The sequence below is a fragment of the Paenarthrobacter histidinolovorans genome (assembly GCF_014647595.1).
In the GTDB taxonomy this organism is placed as follows: domain Bacteria; phylum Actinomycetota; class Actinomycetes; order Actinomycetales; family Micrococcaceae; genus Arthrobacter; species Arthrobacter histidinolovorans.
Genome location: NZ_BMPM01000012.1, coordinates 71,566 through 88,508 on the forward strand (window position 1 = coordinate 71,566; position 16,943 = coordinate 88,508).

The 16,943-nt window shown below is 60.1% G+C and carries 12 protein-coding genes; 2 read left to right on the forward strand and 10 right to left on the reverse strand.

Features of this window, described 5'->3' with window-relative positions:
* Nucleotides 1–198: 198 nt before the first annotated feature.
* From IEY62_RS20735 to IEY62_RS20745, 3 genes are all read right to left on the reverse strand, one after another.
* Entirely contained in the window at nucleotides 199–1,368 is a 1,170-nt protein-coding gene (locus IEY62_RS20735; RefSeq protein ID WP_229785490.1) for a Glu/Leu/Phe/Val family dehydrogenase, read from the reverse strand.
* Nucleotides 1,369–1,513: 145 nt separating this feature from the next.
* Nucleotides 1,514–2,437 carry a LysR family transcriptional regulator gene (locus IEY62_RS20740; protein ID WP_189021296.1) on the reverse strand — a complete coding sequence of 308 codons (924 nt, stop codon included), beginning with the start codon at nucleotides 2,435–2,437 and terminating at the stop codon, nucleotides 1,514–1,516.
* Between the two features lie 139 nt (nucleotides 2,438–2,576).
* On the reverse strand, nucleotides 2,577–3,308 hold the full coding sequence (locus tag IEY62_RS20745; RefSeq protein WP_189021297.1) for a GntR family transcriptional regulator: 732 nt from the start codon (nucleotides 3,306–3,308) through the stop codon (nucleotides 2,577–2,579).
* Between the two features lie 47 nt (nucleotides 3,309–3,355).
* On the opposite strand from IEY62_RS20745, the gene IEY62_RS20750 reads away from it, so the two are divergent.
* Nucleotides 3,356–6,226 (forward strand): FAD-binding and (Fe-S)-binding domain-containing protein, encoded by a 2,871-nt coding sequence (locus IEY62_RS20750; RefSeq protein ID WP_189021298.1) that lies wholly within the window; start codon nucleotides 3,356–3,358, stop codon nucleotides 6,224–6,226.
* 802 nt (nucleotides 6,227–7,028) lie between these two features.
* On the opposite strand, the gene IEY62_RS20755 is transcribed toward IEY62_RS20750, so the two are convergent.
* From IEY62_RS20755 to IEY62_RS20770, 4 genes are all read right to left on the reverse strand, one after another.
* The gene (locus IEY62_RS20755; protein ID WP_407671508.1) at nucleotides 7,029–8,273 is read right to left on the reverse strand and encodes a M20 metallopeptidase family protein; all 1,245 of its coding nucleotides are present in this window, start codon (nucleotides 8,271–8,273) and stop codon (nucleotides 7,029–7,031) included.
* A 174-nt stretch (nucleotides 8,274–8,447) separates the two neighbouring features.
* Nucleotides 8,448–9,767 carry an aminotransferase-like domain-containing protein gene (locus tag IEY62_RS20760; protein WP_189021300.1) on the reverse strand — a complete coding sequence of 440 codons (1,320 nt, stop codon included), beginning with the start codon at nucleotides 9,765–9,767 and terminating at the stop codon, nucleotides 8,448–8,450.
* 242 nt (nucleotides 9,768–10,009) lie between these two features.
* A complete protein-coding gene (locus IEY62_RS20765; protein ID WP_189021301.1) occupies nucleotides 10,010–10,816 on the reverse strand; it encodes an amino acid ABC transporter ATP-binding protein in 807 nt (268 codons plus the stop codon).
* The gene (locus tag IEY62_RS20770) at nucleotides 10,813–11,784 is read right to left on the reverse strand and encodes an amino acid ABC transporter permease (RefSeq protein WP_189021302.1); all 972 of its coding nucleotides are present in this window, start codon (nucleotides 11,782–11,784) and stop codon (nucleotides 10,813–10,815) included. The genes IEY62_RS20765 and IEY62_RS20770 overlap by 4 nt, the downstream gene beginning before the upstream one ends.
* 452 nt (nucleotides 11,785–12,236) lie before the next feature.
* Here IEY62_RS20770 and speB point away from each other — a divergent pair, with 452 nt between their 5' ends.
* Nucleotides 12,237–13,211, forward strand: coding sequence for an agmatinase (gene speB / locus IEY62_RS20775; RefSeq protein ID WP_189021303.1), 975 nt, complete (start codon nucleotides 12,237–12,239; stop codon nucleotides 13,209–13,211).
* A gap of 269 nt (nucleotides 13,212–13,480) precedes the next feature.
* On the opposite strand, the gene IEY62_RS20780 is transcribed toward speB, so the two are convergent.
* From IEY62_RS20780 to IEY62_RS20790, 3 genes are read right to left on the reverse strand one after another with little or no spacing between them, the layout of a single operon-like run.
* Nucleotides 13,481–14,581 carry a threonine aldolase family protein gene (locus tag IEY62_RS20780; protein WP_189021304.1) on the reverse strand — a complete coding sequence of 367 codons (1,101 nt, stop codon included), beginning with the start codon at nucleotides 14,579–14,581 and terminating at the stop codon, nucleotides 13,481–13,483.
* 28 nt (nucleotides 14,582–14,609) lie between these two features.
* Entirely contained in the window at nucleotides 14,610–15,350 is a 741-nt protein-coding gene (locus tag IEY62_RS20785) for an SDR family NAD(P)-dependent oxidoreductase (RefSeq protein WP_229785491.1), read from the reverse strand.
* On the reverse strand, nucleotides 15,347–16,750 hold the full coding sequence (locus tag IEY62_RS20790) for a DUF6421 family protein (RefSeq protein WP_189021305.1): 1,404 nt from the start codon (nucleotides 16,748–16,750) through the stop codon (nucleotides 15,347–15,349). Before IEY62_RS20790 ends, IEY62_RS20785 begins: the two co-directional genes overlap by 4 nt.
* Between the last annotated feature and the right edge of the window lie 193 nt (nucleotides 16,751–16,943).

Sequence of the window (16,943 nt, forward strand, 5' to 3'; positions counted from 1 at the left end):
TGGCCCCTAGATGTTCAGAGTCTGGAGTGCCGCAGGACAAAGAGTCGGGGAGGTGTCTGCCCGCTACGGGAAAGCAAACAGACGCATGGGCGCGCTGGGCCGCTTGGCTCGATCAGTTCGTTCTTACGGTTTTCCCGGCGCAGCAAAAACGCCTCTCCGGCAGTCACTGACGGCGAGGCGTTCTTCATGCGGGGCTTTCTAGACGAACATGTCCACTGTTTCGGTCGGGATGGGCGTTTGACGGCGAAGCCGCATCGCTTCACCGACGCGTTTCTGCGCCAAGTTATACGCAGCTTGGTGCGGCGTCAGACCCAGGCGGGCACTCTCGTTCAGAACTGCAGCAGTATTTGACCGTAGTTTCGTAGAGATCATGGCAAATATGTCGGCCGGTTCGAGAACGAAAGGTGAATATCGCGCAGCCATTGAATGAGCTGCCGCTACGATACCGCCGGCGTTAGCTATGAAATCCGGAACCACCAGGATGCCTCGCCCGTGAAGGATGGCACGAGAACTTGGCGAGGTCGGCAGGTTGGCGCCCTCGACGATCAACTTCGCGCTGGTCGCGGCCGCGATCAAATCCGTGACTGTATCCTCTCGGGCGGCGGGGATCAAAATGTCCGTTTCCACAGCCAAAGCAAATCCCACAGGAAGTACCTTCCCATAATGGAGGACGCATTCGTCGCCCAGCTCCGACCTCAACTCTATGAGCTTGGATACATCAATGCCGTCCGGATCGTGGACCGTTCCGACTGCGGTTGAGACTGCGACCACCACGGCACCGAGTTCGACGAGTCTTGCCGCGGCCGCCTGACCCACGGCACCGAACCCTTGGATGGCAACTCTGGATCCGCATATCTCCATTCCGCGGTTTTCTGCCGCTGCTTCTGCGGCCTCGGCAACGCCGTAGCCGGTGACACCCAGCTGGTCATAGGGCAGCCCGCCGAGGGCGCGGGGCAGGCCAGTGGACACGCCTCGATCACCAAGTTCGTCCAGGAAAACGGCGGCGTCTGCTTCACTGAGTCCCATATCGAGCCCGAAGACGTATTCCGATGGAACTTCATTGGATAAGGCCCGGGCGAACGCCCTTAATATGGCTTCCTTGTTTGGGTCCTTCGGTTCGCCAAGTATTCCGGCTTTCGCCCCTCCATGAAACAAATCGACGGCCGCCCACTTCCATGTCATGGTGCGGGCCAGACGCGCAACTTCGCGAACTGTCAGGCTGGGGCTCATCCGGGTTCCCCCTTTTCCGGACCCTCGGGCGGTGTTGTCCAGTACCAAGACACCGCGCATTCCTGTCCGGCGATCGGAAACCACTACGATTTTCTCCGGTCCCCACTCGTCGATCATCTCAAACACGTCTTCAGCCACCTAAATCGCTCTCTTCCACGGCAGTATCAATCCGTTTCAGGATTGCCTGACTTAACCTCGGATGCCATAGGTCGAGTCCCACACTTGATGGACCTTGGCCAAGAACTCCTTAGCCTTGGCGGCAAACTCACTCGGTGTGCCGCAGTTAACGCGCCTGGACTCCTTCAATGTCGGCCGCGGCGGCGGCAGCAGCCGCCAAGAGCGCCGACACGGCAACGTGCAGGGCCGGGTTCACGCTCGTAGGAGGATAAAGCGCCACCACGTGCCGCTGAACCGTCAGATCCGTAACCTTCGCCGATGAGATGCCGTCACTGGCTACATGGCCGAGTGCCGGCACTAGAGCAATGCCCAATCCCGAACGGACGAACCCTCGGACCACATCGTAGTCGTCGCTGCGGAAATTTACGTTCGGTTCAAATCCAGCTGAGGCGCAGGCTCTCCGAAGAGACCGGGCCCCCGAGGTGCTCTCGCCGGTGGCAACCCAAACCTGGGACCGTAGATCTTCGAGGCGGATCTGAGTGTCTTCAAAGGGGTGTCCTTCCGGGAGCAGAAGCGTTAGTTCCTCGCTCAGCAGAGGCGTGCTCTTGAGTGCCTTCGGCCAGGCGGCCGGAACAAGGTCATAGTGGTAGACAAGGGCCAGATCCAGCTCTCGGTCCATCAGTAACGGCACGAGAGTAGCCGGTTCGCCTTCATCCAATTCGATGTCGATCTTTGGGTAGGACTTAATAAAAGTGGCCAAGGCTCCGGGCAGAAGATGCTGACTGGCCGTTGGAAAGCTGCCCAAGCGCACTCTGCCGGTGGTCCCAGCAGAGATGGACCGCACCTCTTCCTCCAACGCTCCGAACGCGGCCAGCGGTTCACGCGCCTGTTCTGCCAAGAAACCGGCCAGGGGTGTAGGGCGAATTCCCTTTGCATCCCGCTCGAACAAGGTCATCTTCACGGAACGTTCAAGGAGCGACATCTGCTGGGACACTGCTGATCCCGAATAGCCGAGATGCCGGGCAGCCGCCGCGAAAGATCCAGTTCGAACGACCACAATCAGAGTTCTCAAATGCTGGGGATTGAGCATAAGGATTAGTTAAGCGCAAAGGAGTCTGCCAGCCAAGTTGCACCGGAAAGCCCCTCACGCTCAAGGTTGGTGCCGGAGGCCAGCACATGCAAGAACATGCTTAAGGCCAAGTATTTCTTCATTGGGTCCATGTGAAGTCCTAATCGGCGAACTCGGACCATATCTGATCGACAGAATCACCGCTACCGGTCGCCTTCAGTGCTTTCTGAATCAAAAGGCGGCCAGTCGCCGTTAGGTGCTCCTTCATAGATGCGGCTGCAGCCTCTCCGTCGCCCGCTTCAAAAGCCTCGACGATGGGCAGGTGTTCGAGCGAGATTTCCTCCAGCGTCCGTTCCTGGCCCATTGTCGAGACGCCCAGCATTCGGGTGGAGTCGCGGAGACTGTTTACCAGACGCACCGTTCGATGTCCCCCTTGCCCGGCGATGAGCAAGGCATGAAGTTGCTGATCGTGTTGTTCGAAAGCCGCGATGTCCTGGGATTCTGCCGCAAGTTCCAGCGATTTGTATTGTTGCCTCACCTTTGAGCGGGGGGCAGGTTCTGAGTGATTGGCAGCCCGTCGAGCCGCCGGCACTTCCAAAGCCAAACGGATCGAGAAGATTTCGGCGATGTCCCGAGGGCTCGGCAGGACTACCCGAAAACCTCGGTTGCGCTCAATTTTGACCATGCCGGTCTCGGCCAGGCGCAAGAGTGCTTCCCGAACGGGGCTCCTTGAGATGCCCAGGTCTTCGGCAAGCTTGTACACGGAGTAGAGCTCACCGGGCTGCAAGGCTCCGTTCGCTACACCTTGTCGTACCGCGCTGATTGTTAGGTCCGTCAGTGACGACGGGTTTCGATTAAGGGCGTCCAGTACCGAACTGGTGGGGCTTTCCATAAAGTCAGTCTAGTTGGACGACCGCACTAACATGTAGCATGTTAGTCATGACAGCTTTGGAAAGCCCCCGCTCGCTGGCGACGGCACTCCGCCGTGCCGGAATCGTAGACGTTCGAGACGATGAAACTACGAGATCGGCATATTCGAGCGATGCATCCTTGTATCGTGCCCGCCCGAGCGTCGTGGCCTTTCCTCAACGGGCAGACGATGTCATGGCGGCCCTCGACGTGTGCCGAACCAGGGGAATCCCTCTTACCTCCCGTGGTGCCGGAACATCAGTGGCAGGAAATGCTGTCGGTGCAGGGCTCGTTCTCGACTTCAGCAGATACATGAACAAGGTGCTGAGCATTGACCCTGAAACCCGCACAGCCGTCGTTCAGCCAGGCACGGTGCACGCAGGCCTGCAAAAGCAAGTCCTGGCTCTGGGACTTCGCTTCGGCCCGGACCCCTCAACGCACAGCCGCTGCACCATCGGCGGGATGATTGGAAACAACGCCTGCGGCTCTCGAACCCTGGCGTATGGTCGAACCGTCGACAACGTGACGCATCTGGACGTCATAACGGGAACGGGAACCCGCCTTCTCCTGGACCAAAACGGAACACCATCAACAGGTGAAACGGATGCCTTGAAGAGACTCGTTCAAGGAGAATTGGGGACCATCCGAACCGAACTCGGCCGGTTTGGCCGCCAAGTCTCTGGCTATGCTCTGGAAAACCTTCTGCCTGAACACAAATTCGATCTGCGCCGTGCCTTGGTGGGCAGCGAAGGGACACTGGCCGTTGTCTTGGAAGCGGGCGTTCGACTCGTTTCCGAACCGGGCCACCGGGTAATGGTGGTCTTGGGGTACCCCACCATCGGCGACGCAGGCGATGCAGTGATGGACGTGCTTCCTTACCACCCCATCGCCTGCGAAGGTCTTGATTCACGAATTGTCGACATTGTCCGCGCTAAACACGGAGTTTCCTCTGTGCCGGATCTGCCAACGGGCAGCTCCTGGCTTTTCGTAGAGCTTGCAGGCGATGACCAATCAGAGGTTCTGGACCGCGCCAAGGCGCTCAGCCAGCTCAGGCCCTCTTCTTCCCGCATCGTCACAGATCGGAAGGAATCCGCAGCGCTGTGGAAGATCCGGGAAGATGGCGCCGGCCTGGCCGGTCGATCACCTTCAGGGGCTCCAGCCCACTCAGGATGGGAGGACGCGGCAGTCCCGCCGGCCAGGCTCGGCGACTACTTACGTGATTTCGACCAGCTGCTCTTGGACCACAAACTTGACGGGTTCCCCTACGGCCACTTCGGCGACGGATGCATTCATGTCCGTTTGGACTTTCCATTCGGCGGAAACGACGGCACCCAGATCTTTAGGCAATTTATGACGGACGCCGCGAAGCTCGTAGCTGGATACGGAGGATCACTCTCCGGCGAACACGGGGATGGGCGAGCCCGCAGCGAACTTCTGCCCTACATGTATTCGTCCAACGCCATTGAGCTTTTCACGAAGGTCAAGGGCATTCTGGACCCGGAAAACATTCTGAACCCCGGAATAATTGTCGATCCGCAGCCACTCGATGCCGACATCCGCGTCGCTGAGGCGAAACCCGTCACAGCCGGACTGGGCTTCAGCTACTTTCATGACGGCGGGGACTTCAGCCAGGCTGTTCACCGATGCACAGGAGTCGGGCGGTGCCGCGCTGACAACACGGACGGGACCGGTGTAATGTGCCCCTCCTACCTGGCCACCCGTGAAGAAAAGGACTCCACCCGGGGGAGAGCAAGGGTCCTCCAGGAAATGATCAACCAGGGCGGGAAGGGCTGGCGGTCACCCGAGGTCCATGATGCTCTGGATCTGTGTTTGTCATGCAAGGGCTGCGCTTCAGATTGTCCTACCGGCGTTGATATGGCGGCGTATAAGGCTGAGACGCTCCATCAGAGCTACCGAGGACGCATCCGGCCCGTCACGCACTACTCCCTCGGATGGCTGCCCCGCTGGGCAAAGCTCGCCTCTCTGGTTCCTCGACTAGTGAACACCCTTGCTCGGATTCCCGGTGCAGGCAGCCTTGGGCTCAGGCTGGCGGGCATCGACAGCAGGCGCTCAATACCCCTGTTCGCTGAGACGACATTTCACGCCTGGTTCCGGGCACGGGAAAGGCGCACCACCGCAGATCCTGCTGGACCGCAGAATCCTCCGCGGGGCAGCAAGGGACCAGTACTGCTGTGGGCAGATTCATTTACCAACTACTTTTCGCCCGAAGTGGGGCATGCCGCGGTCCAGGTCCTCGAAAACGCCGGCTACACAGTACAGCTACCGGACCAGCCACTATGCTGCGGATTGACGTGGATTTCGACAGGGCAACTTGACGCTGCCCGCCGTATCGTCGGAAATACCGTCGAGGAACTGGCACATGTGGCCGGATCAGGCATTCCGATAGTGGGCTTGGAACCCTCATGCACGGGCGTTTTACGGTCCGAAGCATCGGAGCTGCTGCAGACGAGCAACGCTTCGTTGGTCGCTTCGATGACACGGACTCTTGCTGAGTTCCTGACCGCAGATCCGGACTGGACGCCCCCATCGCTGACCGGCCAAAAGATCGTGGCCCAACCGCACTGCCACCACCACGCCGTCATGGGGTGGAGCCCTGACGCGCAACTCCTTCAGACAGCCGGCGCCAACGTACAGAAACTCGGGGGTTGCTGCGGGCTTGCCGGCAACTTCGGCGTCGAGAGAGGACATTACGACGTCTCCGTGGCCGTTGCAGAACAACAATTGCTGCCCGCTGTACAAGCCGCTGAGCCGGAGACGGTAATCCTCACAGATGGCTATTCGTGCCGCACTCAGTTGGCGGACCTCACCGACAGAAAAGGTATTCACCTGGCACAACTGCTCGCCCGGGCCTCAAGCAGCGATGGCACCACGGCGATTTGAGTCTTCGTTGAATACACGCTCTCAGAGCCGGTCTCCGAGTGGGAAGCCCAGGGCGATCACGCCTGGCTTAGTACCAAGAGTCCGGTAGCGAGGAATAAGCCCCAGAGCCTCCCTCTCTCGCAACAATTGAGGGAGGCTCTGGACACCTCAAGACTGATTCGCAGAGGTGCGGCCATCATCGCCGCCAAACTTGTATTCATTCAGGTCCCGTTGTGGCCCTTCATGAACCCTAGGAGTGGGCAGGGAAGGCGGTGGGGTGCGCCTCGGGACAGCGAGTTTGCACAGATGGCCGCTGCCTGGGCGCGGGTCATTGGTGCAGAGACGAGTGACTCCAGCAAAACTGCCCAGACCAACGGAGATGTTCAATTCGTTGAGGAACGGAGCTGTCGCAGCGACTTCTACTCCCATGCTTGCAGGGCCGATAAGCACCCATATGTAGTCCTGCGAAATTTTTCTGATCGGGCCTAGGTACGGAGTGCTGGCGCTGTTCCGTTGTCAGGGTGTGGCCGAGAGAGCGGCACTCATGTACTCAATGATTACTTTTTGAGAAATTGCTGCGTCAAGCACGCGAATTCAGGCGTCCGTCAGGACCGAACTCCGGTGGATCCTCGACAGGTGCGGCATCTCGGAATCCACCTGTGGTTACTGACTGCGCTTAGGCGCCCCATTTCTCTTCTACGCGGGGTGGGGGTATGCGTCGGGTTAGTTCGTCCAGCCCCTGGCATAACTCGGTTCGTAGGTATTCGGATACCTTTGTCAGTGCCTCAAGGTGATCAATGGCCGCAGCTGTGGGGGCATTCGATCAGAGCGTCTTAACTCCCGCCGTTGGTCGGATGTAGGAGACGACTCGGTCGTATGCCAACTGTGCCAGAATCACTGCCGCGTCCGCCAAGACCACGTCATCAAACACGACCTCGGGGGAGTGGTTGGTTAGTGGTTCTTTCGCCAGCTGGCCCGGGTTGGCCCCAAGAAGGATGAAGGCTCCTGGCACCTGCTGGAGCAACAAGGAAAAGTCCTCGGAAGCCATCCAGGGATGTTCCAGGATTTTTACCCTGTCTGGTCCGTACATGGCTGTCAGCTCCTCGACGACGAAGGCTGTCTCGTCAGGATCGTTAACGGTGGGCGGATAGAACTTTTCTACTCTCGTTTCAGCGAGGCACCCATGAGCTTGGGCGATACCGTCTGAAAGCAAGGGGAGGTCTCTTGCGAGCTGATCGAAGGCGGCGTCGGAGAGAACCCTGACAGAGCCTTTGAGTGTGGCCGAATCCGGGATGATGTTGACTGCCGATCCGGCATGGATTTCACCGACGGTGATGACAATGGGGTCGAAGACATTGACGCGCCGCGAGAGGTAGCTTTGTAAGGCCAGCACGATCTCGCAGGCTACAGGTACCGGATCCATGCTCTTGTGGGGTTCGGCACCGTGCCCTCCACGGCCGGTCACGGTAATTTCCAACTCCCCAACGCCGGCCATGATGGTCTTCGGCCGAATGGAGAATTCTCCGGCGGTTTTGTGGGCGACGACATGGAGACCGTATACGGCATCGGGACGTTGGCCTGTGACCTCCAGCACCCCTTCGGCGATCATTGGTTCGGCCCCTCCCGGGCCTTCTTCTCCTGGTTGGAACATGAAGACCACGTCTCCGGGAATGTCGTCTAAATGCGCGGACAGAAGTATCGCGGCACCGATAAGACCGGCGGTGTGCAAGTCGTGGCCGCAGGCGTGCATGAATCCGTTCGTGGAGGCGAACGGAAGGCCGGTTTCTTCAGTGAGGGGCAGTCCGTCCATGTCTCCGCGCAAGAGTATCGTTGGCCGGCGGGTATCGTTGGGCACTTGGCCACGACCACGCAGTACGGCCACCACGGAGGTCAGTAAACGACCTGTGTGTACTTCCAATGGCAGACCGTTGAGTGCTTGCAGTACGAGGGCTTGCGTCAGGGGGAGGTCGTTGCCCATTTCAGGTACTTGGTGCAACTCTCGTCGCAAGGCGATCAGCCGGGGCTCGATGGTTGCAACTTCCCCCTTGAAATTGATACTCTCGTGCACTTTCATTGTCCTTTATTCGACGGTCAATACCTCCCCTTGGTGTGCCGGGAGGGGCCTGGGTGTGGCTGTTCCTGTTGGCGTTTGCGTCTCCCCCGCTGGGTGCGGGTTTGATTATGAGATCAGTGTCTTTTTGACTGTGAGAGGCACTGTGGTCCAGAGCCACAACCTCGAAAATCACTTTGACATAGAGGTAGGACTATTCGGGTCCGCAGTTTGGATTGCATCTGCAAGGACCGTGGTAAGTCGGCGAACGCCTTCGGCTATGGTTTCCGGGGGGACTGCGCTAAAGGCGAGGCGGAGCTTGTTGGAGGGTCCGTCTGCCGGTGTGAACGCCGCGCCGGGAATGAATACCACGCCCGTATCGATGGCCTTCGCGAGCAGTGGGTAAGTATCAACGCCTTCGGGAAGGGTGACCCACACGAAGAAGCCGCCGTCCGGTCGTGTCCAGGTGAGGCCTTGGGGCATGTACTCGTCCAGCGCGGACAGGAGGGCCTCGCAGCGCTCTGCGTAGAGCTTGCGGTAGGTGTCGATCTGGCCTTCCCAGTCATAATCGCGGAGGTATGCCGAGACGAGCATCTGGTTCAGTGGCGGCGGGCAGAGTGCCACAGCCTCTGAAGCTAGGTAGAAACGCCGCTGGAGATGCGCAGGAACCAGTGCCCAGCCGATGCGTAGTCCCGGGGCGAAGATTTTGGAGAATGAGCTGAGGTATATGACGTCGTCCGGGTTGGCCGCCCGCATGGGCGCGATCGGGTGCCCGTCAAACCGCAGCAGTCCATAGGGGTTGTCCTCGAGAACAATAATATTCGCGTCGCGGCATATATCGACGATCCGCTGCCTGCGCTCCTCGGCCAAGGTGATGCCGGAGGGGTTGTTGAAGTTGGGGATCGTGTAGAGGAACTTGATGTTCTTGCCCTCTGACTGGAGTGCCGCGATCCTGGCCTCAAGCAGTTCCGGTACCAGGCCGTCGTCGTCCATTTCGATCGGTTCCACCTGAACCTGGTACGCCTCGAACGTGTTCAGGGCGCCTACATATGTGGGGTTCTCCACCATCACAACATCGCCGGGGTTGCAGAAGACCTTGGTGGCAACGTCCTGAGCTGACTGCGATCCTGCGGTGATGACCACGTTTTCGGGGAGCGCATCCGCGATGCCCTCGGCGGCCATGATGTCGCAGATCTGGGCGCGCAACTCTTCGGTGCCTTGGCCGCCGCCGTACTGCAGGGCTGTCATGCCTTCTTCCGCGATGATGCGGGCTGCCGTTTGGCCCAGTTTGTCCAGGGGCAGGGACTGCAAGTACGGGTTGCCGCCGGCAAGGGAGACAAGCCCCGGCCGCATCGAGATGTCAAAGACATCGCGAACGGCAGACTGCTTGATGTTGGCGGCCCGCGCGGAGAACAGTTCCTCGTGCGGGTGGGCGGCCGTGGCGGCCCGCTCAATGGCGTCGATGGCTTCAGCGGGCAGCGTTGCGCCGGCATCCAATGTTTCGTGGGTCATTCGTCTCCAATATGTGGTGGCCTTTTGGGTTCGGTGCTGTCAGCCACGTCGACGGTGGAAGCCAGGTCGCGTCGCTAAATCGTGCGGAGCGTCCCGCGGCATGCCTTGTTAGTAACAAGTCGTAGTAAGCGCTGGGATGATGCGCGTCGGGTTGCCGCTGCGGTAGATGGCCTATGTGATCCCAGCTCTGCGCCGGGATCACATAGATTGTCATTGGGGTCAGCGTCAGCTCAAGCGCGGTTTCAGAGTACTTTGCTGAGGAAGTTGATCGTGCGTTCTTGTTGGGGGTTTGCGATGACGTCCCTGGGGTCGCCGGATTCGACGACCACGCCGCCGTCCATGAAGGTCAGGGTGTCGCCAACTTCCCGGGCAAAGCCAATCTCGTGGGTGACGACGACCATTGTCATTCCGGACTTCGCCAGGTCTTTCATGACCGTCAGGACGTCGCCTACGAGTTCGGGATCCAGGGCTGAAGTGGGTTCATCGAACAGCATCAGTTCGGGTTCCATGGCTAGTGCCCGGGCGATGGCTACTCGTTGCTGCTGGCCGCCGGAGAGCTGAGCGGGGTAGTAATCGGCTCGCGAGGCCAGCCCGACCCGGTCCAAAAGTTCCAAAGCCTTGCGCTTCGCGGTAATTCTGGGCTGACCCTTGACGTGGACTGGCGCTTCGATGACGTTCTCCAGCGCGGTCTTGTGCCCGAATAGGTTGAAGCGCTGGAAGACCATGCCGATGTTGCGGCGTTGGCGTGCGATGTCCTTGACGTTCAGCTCATGGAGCCGGCCGGCCTTGTCTTTGTATCCGACAAGTTCATCGTCGACGTAGATTCGGCCGGCACTGATGGTTTCGAGTTGGTTGATGCAGCGCAGCAGTGTTGACTTCCCGGAGCCCGAGGGGCCGATAAGAACAGCGACCTCGCCTTCGTTGACGGTCATGTCAATGCCTTGGAGCACGTGGTGGTGCCCGTAGTACTTGTGCAGTCCCTCAATTCTTACTAAGGGACTGGTTGTCGGAGTCGGTGACAGATTGGTGTCGGTGGTGGCTGAACTCATCGTCCGCTCTCCTCAGGGATCTCGTTGGTTTTAGTCGCAGTGACGGCTTTCGCTGCTTTCAGTGCCGCAGGATTCACTGCGGCGGGTGCGAGGTTGTCGATGCCTTTGCCGTAGTGCTTCTCGATGAAGTGCTGGCCGACCATGAGGAGGCTGGTGATGAAGAGGTACCAGGCGGCGGAGACGATGAGCAGCGGAATAGGAAGGTAGGTGCGGTTAGCGAGCGAGTTGGTGACAAACGTCAGGTCAAGGGTGAATGGAACGGCCAGGACAAGCGACGTCGTTTTGAGCATGCCAATGGTTTCGTTGCCTGTCGGCGGCACGATGACGCGCATCGCTTGGGGAAGGATGATGCGCCACATGATCTTCCCTTTCCTCATGCCCAGGGCTTCTGCCGCTTCCATCTGGCCTTTGTCCACGGATTTCAAACCTGCTCGGAAGATTTCAGCGAGGTACGCGGATTCGTTGAGTCCGAGTCCGAGGACTGCCGCCCAGAAGGCTGTGAGGACGTCCTGGGTGGTGAAGCTGAACAGCTCCGGTCCGAAGGGGACGCCGACTGCGATTTTGGGGTAGAGGACGGCGACGAGCCCCCAAAAGATGAGTTGCGTGTAGACGGGAGTTCCGCGGAAAAACCAGACCCAGAACCACGAGGTCCACCGGAAGATCGGGTTATCTGATTGGCGCATGAACGCCAGCAGTATGGCCAAGCCTACGGCCAAAGCCATGGACAGAACTGTGAGCAACAGTGTCCACCCCACGCCACGGATCACGTTGATGTCCAGGAGGTACAGCCCGACAGTATCCCAATGGAATTGGGGATTTGTTGCAAGGTTTTGGCCGATCAGCGCCACGAGGAGAACGAGGATCCCCGCACCTACCCACCGTCCAGGGTGCCTTACGGGAATTGCGTCGATCAGAGCCGGCGCCTTGGTCCCGTCGGGCGCGGTGGTTTCAGCTGTCTGGGTTTTCACGCCGCGTCCTCCGTATCGTGATGGGGGGAGGATACGGATTGTTGCTGGTGGCGGTCCGCGCGAACGGCGATGGCTGAACCGGCCAGGGGCGCTGTCATGCAAGGCGCTATCGCCGGTACGCTCAGCGCGTGGATGGCCGGAACCGTACCGAAGGGCCTATGGGATGGAATCATGCTCTGCCTTAGTTAGGAGGGTACATATCGCGTAGTAACGGGCCGGGCCGGAGGCCTGCCTATTGCCTGATCCCAACCATAAAAAGAATGTGGCTCAGCTCACGTAAGCCTTAGATTTTCTGAGCCTCGACGGCTCAGGGCTGGGTTCAGCCTCAGAAATTGCGGGGACAGGAAGCGGTGTTCCTTTCAGGCGTGCCACGATTCAGCAGCATGCCCGGCGGTTGATTCCTGGTCACACCCAGTGACGGGCGCCGTGGCTTGAAGAAGAGAGGAAAACCAATGGCGAGCACATCAGACATCGTTGGACAACGACACGACCCCGAGGCGCCCCGGTATGCAGGAATCGCGACGTTCGCCCTGCTGCCCCGGTTGGAAGAAGTCCAGCGGGCAGATGTTGCCGTGTTGGGCATCCCGTTCGATTCCGGTACGAGCTTCCGCCCCGGAGCGCGTTTCGGCCCGGCCCACATCCGTGAAAACTCCCGCCAGCTGCATCCTTACCACCAGATTCACGATGCCTACCCGTTCCGGGACCAGCAGGTCGTCGATGCCGGCGACATCCCTGTCGGACCGTACGGAATTGAGCGGGCCGTCACGACGATCCAGGCGGGAGCCCAGAAGCTCACGAGCCAGGGCACCAGGATCATGGCCCTTGGTGGTGACCACACGATCGCTCTGCCGTTGCTGAGGGCGGCCGCGGCGGAGCACGGACCGTTGGCAGTGCTTCACTTTGATGCGCACTTGGACACGTGGGATGTGCTGCACGGAGAATCCATCTGGCACGGCTCTCCTTTCCGCCGGGCGGCGGAGGAAGGCCTGATGGACCTGGACCGATGCCAGCACGTTGGCATCCGTGGCGGTGTCTACGACCCGAGCGAGTTGGACGACGACCGGAAAGCAGGGTTCGAGATCGTCCGCAGTGAAGAATTCCAGGAGCGTTCGATTCCCAGCATCGTCGAGCAGGTACGCGGCCGTCTCGGCACCGGGCCCGTGTACATCTCTGTGGACATTGACGTTCTCGACCCTGCCCATGCACCAGGCACCGGGACCCCGGAGGTGGCCGGCATCAACACCCGGGAATTCTTCGCCGTCCTGCGGCAGCTGCGAGGATTGAACATCGTCGGCGCAGACGTTGTCGAAGTCGCGCCGGCGTACGACCATGCAGGCGTCACCGGTCTGGCCGCAGCACACACGGCTTGGGAACTCATTACGCTCATGGGTCTTCGCGACACCAGCGGTGAGGACAGCAACTCCTGACCCGATTTCTGCCAGCCCCTGTTGGCAACCGGGCGGCGGCCGAGTCATCGGCTGCCGCCTGTTTCGTACCCCCACGTCCGTTGAGCCGACATAGCCTGCTCCAGACTTGACCACCCGGGCAGCGAATGCCCTTAAGGCCGAGCCAGAGACACAGTCAGGCACCTTTCCTGTGGACGCGGGGGAGCGATCGACATTAGACGCACAAGCCCACGGCCGGTTTACGGCCGTGGGCTTTGCGTTGGATTTGCACCGCGGTGGAGGACAGATGCCTATACGGTTTCTTGGTGACCTCCGACTGCTGCATTAATGGCGACGAGCAAATCGTCGACGTCAGTAGGGGTGGTATCGAACGCCGTCATCCACCGTACTTCTCCGCGTGCCGGATCCCAGTCGTAGAACCTGTATCTTTGCCGCAGAGCCTCGGCTGCACCAGGTGGGAGCACAGCCAGAACAGCGTTAGCCTGTGTTGACTGGGTCAGGTGCACTGCCGGGTTCCCCTCGATTCCTTCACGTAGCCGCGAGGCCATAGTGTTCGCGTGCGCTGCTGACCGATACCAGAGGTCGGATTCGTACAGTGCGATGAGTTGTGCCGAAACGAACCGCATTTTTGATGCCAGCTGCATGTTCAGCTTCCGGAGGTACTTGACCCCCTTGACCGCGTCAGGGTTGAGGACGACAACGGCCTCGCCCAAGACCATTCCGTTCTTCGTCCCGCCCAGAGAGAGCACATCGACTCCGGCATCGGTGGTGAAGTCATGGAAAGGGCGCTGCAAATGGGCGGCTGCATTGGACAAACGGGCACCGTCCAGGTGCAACATCATTCCGCGTTCATGGGCGAAATCGGCTATTTCCTTAATCTCCCCGGCTTGGTACGCCGTGCCGAATTCGGTGGTCTGGGTGATGGACACCGCAAGGGGCTGGGCCCGGTGTTCATCACCCCACCCCCAGGCTTCCTGTTCAATCAGTTCAGGAGTGAGCTTGCCGTTGCCGGTGGGTACCGGCAACAGCTTGAGCCCCCCGATCCGTTCAGGTGCCCCGTTTTCATCGGTGTTGATGTGGGCGGAGGCGGCACAGATGACTGCTCCCCAGCGGGGCAGCATGCTCTGCAGTGCCAAAACGTTCGCTCCGGTGCCATTGAAGACAGGGAAGGCCTGGGCTTTTGGCCCGAAATGCTGTCCAATGACGTGCTGGAGCCGTTCGGTGTAGAGGTCCTCACCGTAGGCGGGCTGGTGCCCTTCATTGGCTTGGATCAAGGCCGCCAGCACTTCCGGGTGCGCCCCGGCGTAGTTGTCCGAGGCAAAGTTGCGCAGACCGGCATCATGCAGGGGCCAGCCCGCCTGGGCGGCTGTGGTGAGTTCTGTAGCTGACATGAATGTCCTTCCGTGTACCGGCCAAAGGCTAGATCAGGTGCTGCCGGGTCCCGTTCAACCCTTCGGCGTCCGCGTCAAAGAGTGCCGTGACGTGTTCGGCGAGTTCCTGGACATCGGTGTAACCAGGGAAGGCCCGATGTGGTGCAGCTTCACGCATCGCGTCATCAACCAGCGCCTTTACGACGAAGACCACTGCAGCTGACTTCTGGCCCACAGGGGCGGTTTTGTGGCCAGCCTGGCTCTGGTGAAAGCCATCGGCGACACCCAAGACCCATGCCTCGGAGGCAGCCTTGATCGCAGAATAGGAAGCACCACCAGCGGTCGGCTTTGACGCTGTTACGGAGGAGACGATCGCCAAGCGCCCTTTGTCTGATGATTCGAGGTCCTCGTAGAATGCCCGGGAGGTGTTCCGGAGCGTGGTGAGCACACTGGTGTGCAGCACGTCCCAGTCCTGATCCTGTTGGCCAGGGATGCCGTCCCCGCCACGCCATCCTCCGACGAGATGGATCAGCCCATCGACAGGGCCGATGTCGGCACGGATAGTTTGGGCGAGGGCGGTGACCTCTGCGGGGTCCGCCAGGTTGCAGACGTACGGTGTGACTTCCGGGTACTCCTTGGCGAGGGCTCCCACGCCGGCTTCGTTGACGTCTACGGCCGCGATCCTGGCCCCTAGCCTGGCGAGTGACTTCACGACAGCCCGGCCAGCGGCGCTGGTGGAGCCGGCAACCACAATGTTAAGGGCGGTCCGGGTCATGGTGGTGGTGCTCATGCAGCAGTCTCTTCGGACGTCGTCTGAGCTGTTTGGCCCGTGATGCCGGAGGTGGAGGAGATGACGTCCCTGATCTTCTTCTCGAGTGCCTCGTAGAACATCGAGTACGGGAATTCGTCGTCGAGGACCAGATCCGTCAGTCCGCGAGGCGGGCCATCCAGGGGAAGGGCCTCCGGTCCCTTTGCCCAGATCGAGGCAGGGTGAGGTGTTACCGTCGCCGAGATCAGCTCGTAGGCAGCCAGCCAGTGGGCGGTCTTGGGACGGTCGATGGAGCGCCAGTAGAGATCTTCGATTTCCTGCCCGAGGGCGATGACAACTTCAGCTGCGTTATCCCAGTCGATGGTCAGCTTGGTGTCCGTCCAGTGCAGGACGTGGTGCTGGTGCATCCAGGCGAACAGCAGTTGCCCACCAAGGCCGTCATAGTTACGCACGCGGGTGCCGGTCATGGCGAACCGGAAGATCCTGTCGAAGATGACGGCGTACTGGACGAGCTTGGCGTGTTTTCGTGCTTCTGGGGAAGCTTTCTCGTCTTTTTCGATCTTCACGGACTCGCGGAACGCGGTGAGGTCACAGCGCAACTCTTCGAGGGTGTACAGGAAGAAGGGCATCCGCTGTTTGATCATGAACGGGTCAAACGGCAGGTCACCGCGCATGTGCGTCCGGTCATGGATCAGGTCCCACATCACGAAGGTGGACTCAGTCAGGTGCTGGTCATCCAACAGACCCGCAGCGTCTTCGGGCAGATCCAACCGAGTGATCTCCGCTGCTGAGCGGAGGACGCGCCGGAACCTTGCTGCTTCACGGTCGGCGAAGATGGCACCCCAGGTGAACTGCGGTGTCTCGCGGACGGCGACGGATTCGGGGAAGAGCACGGCGGAGTTGGTGTCGTATCCGGGGGTGAAGTCGATGAACCGGATCGGCAGGAAGAGAGCGTTGGAGTACTCTCCGGTTTCGAGTTCGTCGATGAACTCCGGCCAGGCGACCTCGATTAGCACCGCTTCCACGAAACGGTTGCTGCTGCCGTTTTGCGTGTACATCGGGAAGACCACCAGGTGGCGCAGACCGTCGGCCCGGTGCTGCTGGGGCTGGAAGGCCTGAAGAGCGTCAAGGAAGTCCGGTACTTCGAAACCAGCTTTCTCCCAGCCTGCAAAATCGTCCTGCAGCCGTTCCAGGTACTCTGCGTCGTGGGAAAACTGCGGGGCCAGTTCTGCGATGGATTTCCGGATCGTCGCGGACAGCTTTTTGGCTGTTTCCTTGTCCTGCGGCTCCGGCACGGACCCGTCCCGGGCTTGGATGAGCTGGAAATCTGTAGCGGCCTGCTTCAGGGCCAACCATGCGGGAAGCTCACGCAGTTCGGTGGCGGACAACGTCACGGCGGCGGAACGTGTGGTCGTGGACATGGCATTCCTTTCAAGGGATAACGCTCGGGTGAGTACCGACGCTACAGCGAAGACAGCGGAACTAATTGAAGAGTCCGTCGAGCATAAGAGATTCCGAGGCTCAGCTGCATGCGGGACTCCACGAGCCCCCAAGAATCACGGGACTGGGTGCACAATTAGCTGTCCGTGTTGCATGGTTCAGACTTCGCCGATT

What these genes read in the sequence shown, in the direction of transcription:
- IEY62_RS20740 (WP_189021296.1), bottom strand. Translation starts at nt 2,437, where the DNA reads ATGCTCAATCCCCAGCATTTGAGAACTCTGATTGTGGTCGTTCGAACT.
- IEY62_RS20745 (WP_189021297.1), bottom strand. Translation starts at nt 3,308, where the DNA reads ATGGAAAGCCCCACCAGTTCGGTACTGGACGCCCTTAATCGAAACCCG.
- IEY62_RS20750 (WP_189021298.1), top strand. Translation starts at nt 3,356, where the DNA reads ATGACAGCTTTGGAAAGCCCCCGCTCGCTGGCGACGGCACTCCGCCGT.
- IEY62_RS20760 (WP_189021300.1), bottom strand. Translation starts at nt 9,767, where the DNA reads ATGACCCACGAAACATTGGATGCCGGCGCAACGCTGCCCGCTGAAGCC.
- IEY62_RS20765 (WP_189021301.1), bottom strand. Translation starts at nt 10,816, where the DNA reads ATGAGTTCAGCCACCACCGACACCAATCTGTCACCGACTCCGACAACC.
- speB (WP_189021303.1), top strand. Translation starts at nt 12,237, where the DNA reads ATGGCGAGCACATCAGACATCGTTGGACAACGACACGACCCCGAGGCG.
- IEY62_RS20780 (WP_189021304.1), bottom strand. Translation starts at nt 14,581, where the DNA reads ATGTCAGCTACAGAACTCACCACAGCCGCCCAGGCGGGCTGGCCCCTG.
- IEY62_RS20785 (WP_229785491.1), bottom strand. Translation starts at nt 15,350, where the DNA reads ATGAGCACCACCACCATGACCCGGACCGCCCTTAACATTGTGGTTGCC.
- IEY62_RS20790 (WP_189021305.1), bottom strand. Translation starts at nt 16,750, where the DNA reads ATGTCCACGACCACACGTTCCGCCGCCGTGACGTTGTCCGCCACCGAA.